Source organism: Arthrobacter subterraneus, from assembly GCF_900099735.1.
Lineage (GTDB): Bacteria > Actinomycetota > Actinomycetes > Actinomycetales > Micrococcaceae > Arthrobacter_D > Arthrobacter_D subterraneus.
Genome location: NZ_FNDT01000002.1, coordinates 1 through 13,383, shown reverse-complemented (window position 1 = coordinate 13,383; position 13,383 = coordinate 1). Strand labels below are relative to the sequence as shown.

The window sequence follows — 13,383 nt, the reverse complement described above, 5'->3', positions numbered from 1 at the left end:
TTAGGCTTCGTCTTCCGGATCGATCCGGACAGTGCTCTCCACAATGCCCATCGTGCTCAGCTGGTCAGACATGCCTGCGCCGTCACTGGCGTAGATCCAGGGCACGCCCGGCGTGGAACCTGCAGGGTTTGCCTTTGACCGGCCGCCGGCGAGGACCGCCTCGCTGGCGGAGAGCTGCCGAATGGCGATTGCGCGCACGTTCCGGGGATGGTTCCGGGCGAACTCCGCATAGATGGACTCATCATGCTGCCCGTCGTCGCCGATCAGCAGCCACTGCACCGACGGGAACTCCTCAGCGAGCCGCTCCAGCGAGGAACGTTTGTGCTCCTGGCCGCTGCGGAACCAGCGGTCGCGGGTGGGCCCCCAGTCCGTAAGCAGCTTCGGCCCGGCCGGATAGAGGTTCCTGGACAGGAAACGGGTCAGGGCGGGGGCCACGTTCCAGGCACCGGTGGAGAGGTAAAGCACCGGTGCATCCGGATGCTTGCGCACGATCCTTTCCATGAGGACGGACATCCCGGGAGTCGGTGTGCGCGCATGCTCATCGAGGACAAACGTGTTCCACGCGGCGAGGAACGGCCGCGGCAGGGCAGTGACCATCACGGTGTCGTCGATGTCGGACACGACGCCGAAGGTTACGTCATCCCGCACCACCCTCACCGGAGCGTCCGCCACCACCGAGTCGCCGGACTTGATGCGGACCGTGTGCCAGCCCGGCTCCAGCGACACGACGAGATGGACGTCAATGACTCCGCCGCGGTCCGCATGCACTACCTGGCTGGTGCCGTCGACCTCCAGGGTTACCTCCGCGTTGCGCACCGGCGCGCTGGTGAAGTTGCGCCACCCCCGAAGGCCCTCCTTGAGGGGCTTCATCATCTCCTTGCCTTCGAGCGGCCGGAGGTCCCGGGGATTGGACAGGACAACCCGTCCGAGGACCCGGATCCAGCTGGTGGTCCCATAACCCGTGTAGGGGATGATGGTTTCCACGCGGCCGCGCTTCTCCGCGATCCGGGTCTGAAGCGAGTGCCAGGTGTCGCCGATCATCAGGCCGAGGTGGGTGCGCTCGCGAACGTCCCGGTCATGCAGGGGCTGCTGGGATGATGCGTTGTCGGTTGCCATGCAGATAGTCTTGCACGGCCGCTCCGGCGATCTACAGACCAATCCGTCAGGCAGGCACTCCGGCGTGCTGTTGTGCGGGTTTCCACACCGTTACGGTCTGGTGGCCGGGGTTGAGGAACGCGTGGTTCCGGGAGGTCACCGTTTCAGCTGTCTTGCTCTCGACGACCCAGGTTCTCCGACACTGGCGGCATCGCATAAGTCCGTTCATGATCCCCATGCCTCGTTCGTGCTTTTGGTTGCCCGGTTTAAAGTGTGAACCTCTGCACTGTCCCATTCAAGGGTTTTCTTCAATCAAATGGATTTATTTCTTCGTTATACGGCCGGCATGGACATGCGGCAGCAATCCTCCCAAAAAGCGGGCCGCCGTCGTCGTTCTGTTGCCCTTCCGTGGGAGGATCGGAGGGTGGCCGAACGACTGATGCTCCTGGATACGCCGTCACTGTACTTCCGTGCCTTTTATGGCCTGCCGGACAGTCTCAAGGCACCGAATGGAACGCCCGTCAATGCCGTGCGCGGCCTGTTGGACATGATTGCCCGGCTGGTGACCGACTATGAGCCGACGCACCTCGTCGCCTGCTGGGATGATGACTGGCGGCCGCAATGGCGCGTGGACCTGATTCCCAGCTACAAGGAACACCGGGTGGCCAGAAAAGTTTCCGGGGGCCCCGATGTGGAGGAGACCCCCGAAGGCCTCGTAGCCCAGCTACCGCTGATCCGCGAGGTCCTGGCTGCCCTGGCCGCACCCGTCATCGGCGCAGCGGACCACGAGGCAGACGACGTGATCGGCAGCCTCGCCAGCCAGGCTACGACGCCGGTCGACATCGTCACCGGCGACCGCGACCTGTTCCAGCTGGTCGACGACGACACGCGGGTCCGCGTGCTCTACACCGCCCGCGGCATGAGCAGGCTGGAAGCGGTCACCGACGTGACGGTGGTCGAAAAGTATCGGGTCCTTCCCGGCCAGTACGCCGACTTCGCCGCTCTCCGGGGGGACGCTTCCGACGGGCTTCCCGGGGTCCCGGGCATCGGGGACAAGACCGCGGCGAGTCTGCTCAGGGAATTCGTGGACCTCGACGGCATCATCGAGGCGAGCACCGATCCATCCAGCGCCATGTCCGCCTCGGTCCGCCAGAAGATCACGGCGGCCGCCGACTACCTCGCTGTCGCCCCAACGGTAGTGGGAGTGGTCCGGGATCTTGACCTTGGACACTTCGATGCGCAGATCCGGCCTCTCGATGCAGCCAAGGAAGAGACGCTGAAGAAACTCGCCGCGGACTGGAACCTTGGCGGCGCTGCTGACCGTGTGCTGAAGGCGTACGCCGCGCGCGGTTAGGCGCCGCCGTCGAGCGCCCTGCCCATCCGTTGAAGGGCTTCCGTGAGGATGTCCGGGTGGGTTGCGTAGTTGATTCGCAGGTGTCCGTCGCCGCCCTGGCCGAACACATGCCCCGAGCTGAGCGCCACGCGGGCTTCGTCCAGGAAGAAACGGGCTGGTCCGGCGAGGTCGGTCACCACGGCGAGGCCTTCGCCCCGCGCGCTGTCACCGAGGCCGAGGGCACTGCAGTCGAGCCAGGCGAGATAGGTGCCTTCCGGGCTCAGCAGCGTTGCCCCCGGTAGATGCGCCGCAACGAGGCTCTGGAGAAGGTCCCGGTTGTGTTCCAGACCGGTGAGAAGCGAATCGAGCCAGGAGCCTCCTTCCCGGAAGGCCGCGGCATGGGCAAGGACGCCGAGATGGCTCGGACCGTGGCTCACTTCTTCCGGCAGCCGGGCCAGGTCGGGTTCCGCCTCCGGACCGGCAATCAGGAGCGCTGCCTTCAGGCCTGCGAGGTTCCACGCCTTTGACGCGGAGGTCAGGGCGAACGCGTCTTCGCTGCCGGCCACGCTGAGGTACGGCGTGAAGCGCGCGCCCGCGAGGACAAGCGGCCCATGAATCTCGTCAGAGATCACCCGCACACCGTGGCGGCCGGCCAGGACAGCGACCTTTTGCAGCTCCTGGCGGGTGTGGACCGTGCCGGTGGGGTTGTGCGGGTTGCAGAGCAGGAACACCGGCCGGTCCGAGCGGGCACGCGCCTGCTGGAACACTCCGTCGAGGCCGTCGAGGTCCAGCCGTCCGTCCACTCCCAGCGGTGCTTCAAGTACTTCACGGTCGGCGTGGGTCACGAAGGCGAAGAACGGCGCATACACAGGCGGCGTGAGGACAACTACATCCCCGGGGCCGGTGATCAACCTGAGCGTCTCGACGATCCCCATCATGACGTCCGGCACCAGGGCGGTCCGCGCGGTGTCCATGGTGTTCCACCCCCACCGGGCCGCTGCGAAGCGTTCGAGCGCGGCCGCGTACCCGGATCCCGCAGGATAGCCGGTATCGCCTGAATCGATTGCCGTCTTCAGCGCGGCATGGACGGGCGGCGCCAGCGGCACGTCCATCTCTGCCACCCACAGCGGCAACACATCGTCAGGGTACCGGCGCCACTTCATGCTGGTCCGTTGCCGGAGTTCTTCCAGGGTGAGTTCGGTAAGCGGGTTCATGGGTCAATCTAAACAAAAATGCCCCGCCCTGAGGCGAGGCATTCTGATGTTCTGTCTGGTGGACCTAGCGGGAGGCGTGTCGAAACTTGCCCCGCCCCTGGCTCGGATGAGTTCAATGCACGGCGCGATCCGGCTCCGCACTATCCATCGGCCCCGTCGCGAGGCTCCACGCGTCCGGCAGCAGGCACGCATCAGCGAGGAGGAACTGCTCATGGCTGAAGCCCGGTACGCGACCGGTGAGACGTTGCGGAAGATCGTGCGGGACTTCGGCGTGAGCCGGCAGCGTCTAGCGTCTCTGTTGCGCGCGCGGGGAGTCCGTCTCCGCCGCACCACACCATCCTCTTCCGAGGTGGATGAAATGACGCGTAGATATGCGGAGGGTGAGTCTCTGGAGCGTGTCGGTATCGGCCTGGGATACTCCGCGGGCACTGTGCGCAGCTACCTTCTCGCCGAAGGCGTGGCGCTACGAGACTCGCATGGTCGAGCGCGGTGAGGCCAATGACAACAGGGATGCCGCCACTGCTGCTTCTACCGATACATGGGCCTGGCATCTACTTTGAGCCACTTTTGCTCTCGGGCCACGCTGAGCAGCGAGGTCGACGCCGCCGAGTTGTCGCGGGCTGAGGACATCGCACCGTCACGCTCCGCTATCGATGCTTCCTGGGCTCGGAGTTGATTGAGGGCGGCCAGCTCCGGGTCGTCCGTCGCCGCGGTGACCGGTCGGTCTTTCAGCCAGCCGTAACGGGCCGTCTGTTCGGCAGCGCGAAGGACGGTGCTGCGGCGCGGCGCAGGTAGCTGGTCTAGCACGGTCTCCAACAACGTCATCAGTTCTGAGATGACCGGACCGGAAGCGGTACACCACAGTGCGAGTGCCCATTCCGCGCTGGCCAGATCGTCGTCGAGGGCCTCGTACTGCTCGCGCCACCATTCGGTTTTGCGGCCGTTGGCCCGGGCCTGCGCGAGGAGCTCGGAGGGGTGGCTCATGCTCCCGAAGGGCATCGTACCGGGCTTCTTGGTGTAGGCGGGTGGGAAGGGAGACGCGGCGCCGAGGATGGCGATCTCGGAGGCAAGCCACCGGCGCCCGGTGTGTGCGTGCAGCGCGGCGGCGGTCTCCGACCACGGGAACGTGCTGCCCTTCTGCCCGGCTTTGAAGGCTCGTTGCTTGGCGATCTGCGCGTACGGAGATCCGGCTTTTCTGAGATGGTTGATCGCCTCGCTTCGGCGACGTTTCGTCTTCTCATCGCTGGCGACAAAACCCGTTTTGGAGTTCGTGAGGAAGTCTCCTGGAGAGAGGGCGACGGCGACCTGTGCCGGCATGGATCGAGTCGACGTCACGCGCGGACACTCGCCATCCAAGACTGCGTTGAGGAGTGCTGCTTCGAGTGCGCTTCCGGGCGGCGGAACGAGGCCACCGCTCAGGAGGAGTTCGGCGGCACCTTCGGAAAGGTCGATGCGCTCGAACGATGCGGTGACCCCTGCGCCGGCTTCGCATTCAGCACCGATCCTGAGCCAGGCGTTCTGCTGAGGTGTGCCGATGGCTGCCGTGAGTTGCTCGTACCACCATGCCGCGAACTGGCTGCGCTGGTTCAACAGTTCTCGCAGGGCTCGCACCCGCCACGTGTTCGCACCGTCCGTCGGGTCATTGCCGATCTGCGTGGTGAGGCGCGCCCAGGTGGGATCGGCACCGTCATCGTCGGGCAGGTCCGGCAGCTCGGGCAGGGCGACGATGTCACGGCGGTCGAGTGCGGACAGCAGGATCGCGATCCCCCTGTCTGAGCAGAGTGCCGTGAGGACCTTGCGTGCCTCGCGGGGGCGGCGCTGGAAGACTCCGTCCGTGAGTAGCGCCCATGCGGCAAGGTAGGACGCGGGCGACTTGCTCTGCGCCAATTCCTCCTCGATCCCAGCGGTCAGCGGATAGATGCCGTTGCCCTTCGCGTTGCCGCCGTAGAACCTGGCGGTATTGAGCCAATACGGTCGACGCAGCAGCTCGCGTAGCACGGTCGTGCTGTCGAAGGTTGGGTTGTCCTCGCCCGCGTTGTGGTAGAGGAACCGGGCCGCGAAGTACTCCCGTAGGGAGAGGACCTCGAACTCGTAGGTTCCGTCGACCTTGCTGGTCAGCGCCCAGAGGCGATCGCTCGCTCCTTCGAACAGCTGGTCTACGATCGACTCGCGGTTGCCGTAGGTGCGTTGGAAGTGCCGCATTGCTTCCTTGAGTTCGTCCACGCTCATGCGACCGTTGATCTGAGATTCCTCGGTGTGTGCGTGGAGGTACCAGCCGAGGAACGGGATGATCTCGATCAGTTCTTCCTTGTGGTCGCGCACCGCCTTGGGGTGCTTGTTCGCTTCGCGGGCCAGGAGAAGCTCGACGTACTTGTCGTAGAGATCTGTGCGCTGGGTGGGCGTGGCAGCACCCTGTTGGTGGAGGAGATCCAGCAGAATCGTGAGCTGCATCGGGTTGCCGGCGAGTTCGTTGATGTAGGGCTCGCGGCTCTTGTCCTTGAAGCTCTTCCGCAGGGCGCGACCGTCCTTGCCCCTAATCCCCCGGACCGCGCACCATTTGCGCAGGTACGTGTCACGTTGCTCGACGGTGAGCTGGTTGAGGGTGATGATCTCGAACAGGTTGGGTGACGGCTCGGGAAGCTCACCGGCGCTGGGGCGCGTGGTGACGACGACCCTGGGCGGGTCGGTGTAGGCCTTCCCGCGACCGACGAACTTGTCGATCTCTCTGACGATCTTGCCGCGCATGGTGGCGCTGCCGACTTCGTCGAGCCCGTCCAGCACGACGAGGCTGGGGACTCGCTCGAAGATGTCGTGCACTGTCTTCGCGTCGGTGGTGATTCCGCCACTCTCGTGCGTCATCAGGTCGGAGAGGAAGCACTCGATCGTCGCCTGTTCGCCCTTACGTACCTTGGCCTTCGGTTGCTTGCGGTCCTCGGAGTGGTCCCACACATTGTTGCCGCCGATCCAGAGTGCATAGTCGCTCAGGTCCAGTCTGATGGGGAAACGTGGTTGATCCAGCTTGGGTAGCGAGTCAGGCCGCTCGGCCTCGGGGATGAACAACCTGCGGTGGGCTTGGCAGACGTACTGGCTCAGCGTCGACTTGCCCTGCCCCGGCGCGCCGCGGACGAGCGTGAAAGGGGCCGGTGCGCGCAGCAGGTAGGCGGCGGCACCACCGACTGCGTTCGGTGCTTGTGCTTGCAGGTGTCGGCTGGCTGCGGTGTGGACGCGATCAGCGGTGACATCAACGAAAAGGTCCACGACCTTCTCTCGGTCCACGTCGGACTGGCTGAACTTGACCCGCTTGTCGTCTTCCCACTGGGCTGCGGCGACCTTGCGGATCAGGTCACGATGCGCCTTATCCTTACCTACGCCGACGTGCTCGGCGACGAGGTATCGAACCAGATCCCACCCCGCCAACATGTCGGCGTAGGCCCATTTCGTCTCGGTCGGGGCGTTGTCGACCCATGGGTTCAGCGCTTCGCGCCAGATGCAGGTCATCTGCTCGTAGCCGAACTCCTTCGCGTATGCCTGGAGCTTCTTGTCCAGCCGGTCGAACGTGCCCGAGTCCTCCTTGGCCGTGCCGCCCACGTTGGTCACCAGCGTGTAGTGACGGACTCCCTGCGCGGCCAGACGCTTCAGACTGGCTTCCTCGTTCCTGACGACCTGGTCGAGCCAGGTGACCGGGTCCTTCTCCTTGCCACTGACCGACCACTTGACCTGATAGATCAGGACCTTCGAGGCGTCGACCTTGCGCAGGCCGTCTCGGCCGCCATCGGCCTGACGGAGTGCCATCGGGATGTAATCGGGGAACTGGTTCGCGAGCAGAGCGCTGACGAGCTGCTGGAAGTCGTGGTCGCCGAGGCGCTCGTAGAGATACCGGTGTCGACTCTCGGGCATTGTCTGCTCCCTCTGCTCCAGCCCGAACATCTCGCTGGGCGCCGTCGGGAACCTCTCACCTGTTGCATATATTGAACCCCGTTCGCTGAGCGGATGCACGGAGCCACGCAGGACGCATGACGCACTGGGTTTCTTCCATCGCAGGGGCAACAGCGGTATCTTGGAGTTGGCGGCCTCTACCTGCTTGACCCACTGCCGACGCGGTGGGACGACCAGACGGCCTCGGCCGGAGTGGTCCTCCTTGATTCCTTGTCGCCGGAGACGAGGAGAGGACTGCGCTCATGTTCCGCTTGATCTGGACCGCCAGTGTCCACACCCGCTACTTCCTGCGCCGCTACATGCCCACGAACATCCTGCTCGATGCGATTCGCACGCGCCGCGGCCTCAAGTGGGGTGTCCCGGCGATGCTGCTGGCCGTCCCCTACCTCTACGTGGCGGGCATCCTGAGAGTGCTGATCGAGGATGGCGGACCGGGCTGGCTACATGTGCTGGTGCTGCTGTGCGTCTGGAACGCGATGAAGTTCGCGATCATGGGCCCGGTCAGCTTGGTGCTGCTGCTCCGCGTCCGGGCCGCGGAGGGTGGGATCACCGGGTCGCTCGCCGACCCGCCGTCGCGGCGTAACCGCCCGCACGTACCCGCCTCTGACCGGTGCCGTGCACCTTCTCGACGTCATCCGACCGAGAAGGAGCCCAGATCATGTCCGCGATCACCGGCCTGGCCCACGACCAGCGCACCGCGCGCATGCTGCTGTCGATCCTTGCCGAGCCAGATGATCGCGTCACCGGACGTGTCCTGTCCCGCGTCGGCGCGATCGAGACACTGCGTCTCGTCGACGACGAGGACGCGGTCCCAGGGTTGAACCGTGTGGAGGCCATGATGTGGCGTGACCGCCTGGCGCTGCCGCACCGGCTGGAAGATGTGGCGGAGCGGATGCACGGCATGGATCAGAGCGGCTTCACCGTGCTGATACCGGGTGACGAGCACTGGCCGAAGGCCCTCGCAGATCTCGGTGATCGCACTCCTTACGTGCTGTGGGCACGAGGCGCGACGTCGTTCTTCGCACGTCCGATGGAGGACTTCGTGACGATCACCGGCGCGCGGGCATCGACTTCCTACGGACAACTCGTGGCTGGCGAGCTGGCCGTCGATCTCGTCGGTGCTGGGCGTGTAGTGGTCGCCGGGGGCGCATATGGGATCGAGGGCGCGGCGCATCGTTCTGCGCTGGGTGCGGGCGGGGACACGGTCGCGGTACTGGCCGGTGGCGTCGACCGCCCCTACCCGGCGGGTCACCGGGAACTGCTGGACCGTGTCGCAGACGTCGGCCTGCTGATGAGCGAGATGCCGCCGGGCGCAACCCCAACGCGGCATCGGTTCCTGGCCCGCGGACGACTCCTGGCGGCTCTGTCCGAAGCCAGCGTCATCGTCGAAGCAGGAGCGCGCTCAGGCTCACTCCGGGTCGCGGCCGAAGCACATGCGCTGGGCCGGAGCGTGGGTGCGGTGCCCGGTCCGGTGACGTCGGGGACGAGCGCGGGACCGCACATGCTGCTGCGTGATGGGAGGGCTCGTGTCGTCACGAATGCCACGGACGTCGAGCACCTGACCCGTCGCCCACCGGAACATGGGATCGAGCGTTCGGAGCTGGGGCCGGAGTTCTCCCGCAAGCAGAGGCCGAGCGCGACCGGGCAGACGCGATCCATGTAGGAACCTACCCAACGTTCCCCTTGGGGCCTCGCATGCGAAGAAGTCGGTGCGAGGCCCTCTTCTCTGCGCGGAACCCACCTATAGGCCCCGCTCGGGGCTGATCCGTTGTGCGGGTCGCCGCTGCGGGACCGGGCTCGGCTGGGTGTTGAGTGCGCGAAGTGCTGCTTCCGCACGGGCGCGGTCGATCTTCTGAACGGTTGAATCGGGTGAGGTGCCAAGAGGAGTGGTGTCGGTGATGGCGTACCGGTCGCGGTAGGCCGCAATCGCCCGTGCGCGCCGCCGCCAGAGACGTTTCCCGGGTGCGTCGTTCGGCATCGGCCCGAGTGCCCTGGTCCAGGGCTCGTGGTACTGCAAAGCGGTGTCGAGGACGGCATCGGCTCGGGCTTCGATGAGGCGGTGGCGCTCGTCCAGGGCGTCGCGCATGTCCTGACTCATGGGACCGTCGGCGTGTGGGATGAGGCCGGCGATGAGACGCGGGGCCTTGCGGTTGCGCCCGGACCCAGCCGGGTGGGCAGTCGCCCGAGCGAGGCGGTGGTGGATGACGGAGGCGACGTCGTCGGCGTCCTCGAATCCTCGCGCCGAGACGAGGCGGGGCAGGAGCCGGTCGATGTCGTGGTGGTTGGCCTCGGCGCGGCGCAGTTCAGCGGTGAGGGCGCCGAAGGCTTCGGAGTCGATGACGGCCTCAGCCTGGTCGTCGGTGAGTCCGCGGGTGCGGATGAGCCCTGCCCACCGGTTGTGCTGCGCGGCCGCGGCGATGGTCTCGTACTCGGCTGCGAGCTGTGCGATCGACCCCCAGGTCTCCTGCTCGGCGGTGATGGTCTCGTGGGCGGAAAGCTCGGCACCGACATGCCGGAGCACCCCGAAAAACACCGATCGGGCGGTGGCGTCAGTGCTGTCCGAGGGGTGTGGGGCGGCGTGGTCGTCGGGGCGGTTCAGGACCACATAGGCCCGGTTCGACTGGCGTCCGCGGGTCATGGCGACGTAGAGATTCTCCCGCGTCGTCGTCGGCTCGACCACGACGTGGGAGGTGTCAGTGGTGATGCCCTGCGCACGGTGCGCTGTGACCGCGTATCCGAGATCCACGTGCTCGGCCACGTACGAGGCGGGGAGGACGATGGAGCCGCCGAACCGGCGCTCGGCCCTGCGGATGGTGATGGAGCCGTCGTCGCGGACGCCGGTGATGGTCCAGCGTTCGCCGTTGCGGACCCAGTCCTTGCCGTTCCGGAGGCGGCGGTCGTTGCGGCGGGTGATGATCGTGTCCCCCACGCCTGCCTGGGTGCCGCCGTTCAGTTCGACTTCCCGGCCTGGCTGGAGGACACCGTCGAGGATGAGGTCGGCTCGGGCACGGTGGTTGAGCGTGGCCACGTCCTCGCGGGATTCCGCGATCAGCACCGACACCAGCCCTTTCGCGCGGTCGACGCGCCACGCCGTGTAGGCGGCATCACTCATGGCGTCGGCCTCGCCGCCGGTGACGCGGTCGTGGTCAATGTAGGTGTCGATGACCTCGGCGCGCCCGTGCCGGAGGGCCAGGGATGCGGTCTTCTCCCACTCGTGGGTGAACCGGTGGACGTCGACCAGCTCGGGCGCATCGTCACGGTCCGCGACCAGGAGACTGAACGCCCCGCCGGCGTCGACCGATTGCAGCTGCGCGTAGTCGCCCACGAGGAGGACTTTCGCACCGACTTCGGCGGCGACCCGGGTGATGCGGTCCAGGGAGATGGTGCCGGCGAGAGAGGCTTCATCGATGATCACCAGTTGTCCGGCCTGGAACGTGGCACCATGGTGTTGATAGTTAGTCCACCACTTCGCCGTGTTCTCCGTGGTGACCCCGAGATCGTCAGCGAGGACCTGCGCCGCGACTGCCGACGGCGCGAGCCCCATGACCGATCGTTTGCCGTGTTCGGTCTCCCACGCTCGGCGCAGGCTGTTCATCGCGGTGGTCTTGCCCGCGCCCGCCGGCCCCACCAGCACATCAACAACACGCCCCGAGACTGCGACCGCGGCGATGGCCGCACCCTGGTCATCCCCGAGGAGTCGTCCCTCGCGGTCGGGCTTCGCGGTGACCTCCTCGACGGCGGACAGCGTGACGGTCGGCCCGGTCGTGGTGCGGGAGCGCTCCAGGAGTCGGTCTTCGGCGGCGAGGAGTTCCTCGGAGGAGAACACCGTCGAGTGCTTCGGCCGGAACACCGAGGACCCATCGGGGCGGCGGAACAGTGCCGGGCTGGTCGCCAGCTCCGGCGGAGTGAGCCGCAGTGACGCGGACTCGGCTGCATCCACGACGAGGCCGACGATCGCCTCGCGGTCTTCGGTGCTGGCGAACCGGTAGCCCATCGTCTGCCGGGCGGCCTCCGCGGTCAGGTTCCAGCGTCGCCACGTCGACCGCTTCTCTCCGACCGTCTCGACCACTGTACGCCCGAACTCAGCTATGACATCGAGCGGGATGTCATCGGCGCGCAGAAGCAATGGGGCGTCGTTCGAGGTCACGCGACGTGCCCAGGTGGTGGCGTCCTCGCCCAGCAGGCCGGTGGCGCGGCGGCGCCAGTCGGTCGTGAGTTCCGCGAGTGAGCGGACTTCCTTCGCGGGTCGGGTCGCGAGGGTGGCCTGGGCGCGGAGCTTGAGGATCGTCACGGTCGAGGGCTGGCGGCCGTGGCGCTCGACATACTCTTCGATCAGACGGTTCTTCTCCGCCTCGATGTGGCGGGCGCGGGTGGAGAACTCCGCCACCAGCTCTTTCGGCACGCCGGTGATGGCCCAGGCAGGATTGCGGTCGCCCCCCATGTCCCGCTGCTCCCAGCCGACCCCGAAGGCACGGGTCATGTGGTCGGCGAAGACCGCCTCGTGCAACTCCGACAAGGCGACCGTCGCGGCGTGCATCGGCCGCCCATCCAACGATCGCCACTTCCCGTCCTGCGCGGTCTGCACCTTGTTCGAAATCACCACATGGGTGTGCAGATGAGGGTCGCCAGCGCGGGAGTCGTAGTGGTCAAACGCGGTCGCGATCACCCCGGTCACGTCCACCTGCGCGACCGCCCCATACGGGCCGGCTGCACCCACCCTAGTTGCGGCAACCTGCCGCTCGATGAATGCAACCATCTCCGCAACCGCTGCGTGATGCGCCTGTGCAATCAGTGCTTGCGTGCCGGCATCGGCAAGGGCCCACAGGACGCTGGCGGACTTCGGGATCGAGAAGGTGTAGTCGAACCCTGCAACAGCTCGGCGCGTGCTCCGTGTGGCTTCCTCGGCCTCGATCGCGGCGACAGCATCGCCACGTTCGCCAAGGCTGAGCGCCGGGTCGAGAGCCTTCACGCGCTCCGCGACGCGCTCGGAGACAGACCGATACTCGGGGTATGCGCGACCCAGGGGTCCTCCAGTGATCGGATCGCGGCCCATCCCCACGAGGAGCTGGAGCTGAGGCTCGGAGAGCTGATCACCTCCATGGAGTTGTCCGGTCCCCAGTGCTGGTAGCCCGCTGCCGAGCCAGCGGCCCGGTGGGTTCCCTGCTTCGGCGTAGTAACGCGTCAACGGGGTCGACAGCGACCTGTCACCATCGGCCGCGGCGACCGTACGCAGCAGGTACTTGTAGCCGTCGCCCGCCGACATCACGCGCATCGAAACCGTCACCGCCGCCTCCTCGACGGTCAGGTGAGCGGACAATGACCGCCGCGGATCGCAGGACGTGGAGGGCTGCCCTTCCAAGACGCGTTAACTCTGGTTGACGCGGCTCGGACCTCGTCTGCAAGACGCGTGGAAGCTCGGGGATAGCGCGCCTGAGCTTCCAGAACGGCCGGTTCGACAACCAGTCGATGCCGCTGGGGACTGCCCACGTTTTGGTTGACTCGTGGGGTTGATAGTTTCTAGGCGGCTAGCGCCATGTTGTTGATTGTCTCAAACTCGATCGGGGTTAGTTTACCGAGGGCTTTCTGCCGTCGCCGGCGGTGGTAGGTTCGCTCGATCCAGGTGATGATGGCGAGGCGTAGTTCTTGGCGTGTTTCCCACCGTTTCCGGTTCAGCACGTTCTTCTGCAGCAGGGCGAAGAACGATTCCATGGCCGCGTTATCGCCGCATGCACCGACCCTGCCCATCGAGCCCTTCAAGCCGCTGGCGTGCAGTGCGGAGACGAACTTGCGGGACCGGAACTGACT

8 protein-coding genes are annotated in these 13,383 nt (G+C 66.3%); 3 read left to right on the top strand and 5 right to left on the bottom strand.

The window, feature by feature from the left end:
- Positions 1 to 1,116: an App1 family protein phosphatidate phosphatase gene (locus BLS52_RS03310; RefSeq protein WP_090584527.1), complete on the bottom strand. Its 1,116-nt coding sequence runs from the start codon at positions 1,114 to 1,116 to the stop codon at positions 1 to 3.
- Positions 1,117 to 1,519: 403 nt separating this feature from the next.
- Between BLS52_RS03310 and BLS52_RS03305 the strand changes: the two genes are divergently transcribed.
- On the top strand, positions 1,520 to 2,449 hold the full coding sequence (locus BLS52_RS03305) for a 5'-3' exonuclease (RefSeq protein WP_245702677.1): 930 nt from the start codon (positions 1,520 to 1,522) through the stop codon (positions 2,447 to 2,449).
- On the opposite strand, the gene BLS52_RS03300 is transcribed toward BLS52_RS03305, so the two are convergent.
- Positions 2,446 to 3,642, bottom strand: a complete 1,197-nt coding sequence (locus BLS52_RS03300; RefSeq protein ID WP_090584526.1) for a MalY/PatB family protein — start codon at positions 3,640 to 3,642, stop codon at positions 2,446 to 2,448. The two genes, BLS52_RS03305 and BLS52_RS03300, sit on opposite strands and share 4 nt — an antisense overlap.
- A gap of 106 nt (positions 3,643 to 3,748) precedes the next feature.
- Here BLS52_RS03300 and BLS52_RS03295 point away from each other — a divergent pair, with 106 nt between their 5' ends.
- Positions 3,749 to 4,135, top strand: a complete 387-nt coding sequence (locus BLS52_RS03295; protein WP_139186219.1) for a hypothetical protein — start codon at positions 3,749 to 3,751, stop codon at positions 4,133 to 4,135.
- Positions 4,136 to 4,170: 35 nt separating this feature from the next.
- On the opposite strand, the gene BLS52_RS03290 is transcribed toward BLS52_RS03295, so the two are convergent.
- Positions 4,171 to 7,539 carry an NACHT domain-containing protein gene (locus BLS52_RS03290; RefSeq protein WP_090584815.1) on the bottom strand — a complete coding sequence of 1,123 codons (3,369 nt, stop codon included), beginning with the start codon at positions 7,537 to 7,539 and terminating at the stop codon, positions 4,171 to 4,173.
- Between the two features lie 649 nt (positions 7,540 to 8,188).
- Here BLS52_RS03290 and BLS52_RS03280 point away from each other — a divergent pair.
- The gene (locus BLS52_RS03280) at positions 8,189 to 9,241 is read left to right on the top strand and encodes a DNA-processing protein DprA (RefSeq protein ID WP_245702676.1); all 1,053 of its coding nucleotides are present in this window, start codon (positions 8,189 to 8,191) and stop codon (positions 9,239 to 9,241) included.
- 78 nt (positions 9,242 to 9,319) lie between these two features.
- On the opposite strand, the gene mobF is transcribed toward BLS52_RS03280, so the two are convergent.
- A complete protein-coding gene (gene mobF / locus BLS52_RS03275) occupies positions 9,320 to 12,850 on the bottom strand; it encodes a MobF family relaxase (protein WP_090584813.1) in 3,531 nt (1,176 codons plus the stop codon).
- 245 nt (positions 12,851 to 13,095) lie between these two features.
- Positions 13,096 to 13,383 (bottom strand): integrase core domain-containing protein (locus tag BLS52_RS03270; protein WP_139186218.1); only part of this gene is annotated, 288 nt, incomplete at its 5' end.

What these genes read in the sequence shown, in the direction of transcription:
- BLS52_RS03310 (WP_090584527.1), bottom strand. Translation starts at nt 1,116, where the DNA reads ATGGCAACCGACAACGCATCATCCCAGCAGCCCCTGCATGACCGGGAC.
- BLS52_RS03300 (WP_090584526.1), bottom strand. Translation starts at nt 3,642, where the DNA reads ATGAACCCGCTTACCGAACTCACCCTGGAAGAACTCCGGCAACGGACC.
- BLS52_RS03295 (WP_139186219.1), top strand. Translation starts at nt 3,749, where the DNA reads ATGAGTTCAATGCACGGCGCGATCCGGCTCCGCACTATCCATCGGCCC.
- BLS52_RS03290 (WP_090584815.1), bottom strand. Translation starts at nt 7,539, where the DNA reads ATGCCCGAGAGTCGACACCGGTATCTCTACGAGCGCCTCGGCGACCAC.
- mobF (WP_090584813.1), bottom strand. Translation starts at nt 12,850, where the DNA reads ATGCGCGTGATGTCGGCGGGCGACGGCTACAAGTACCTGCTGCGTACG.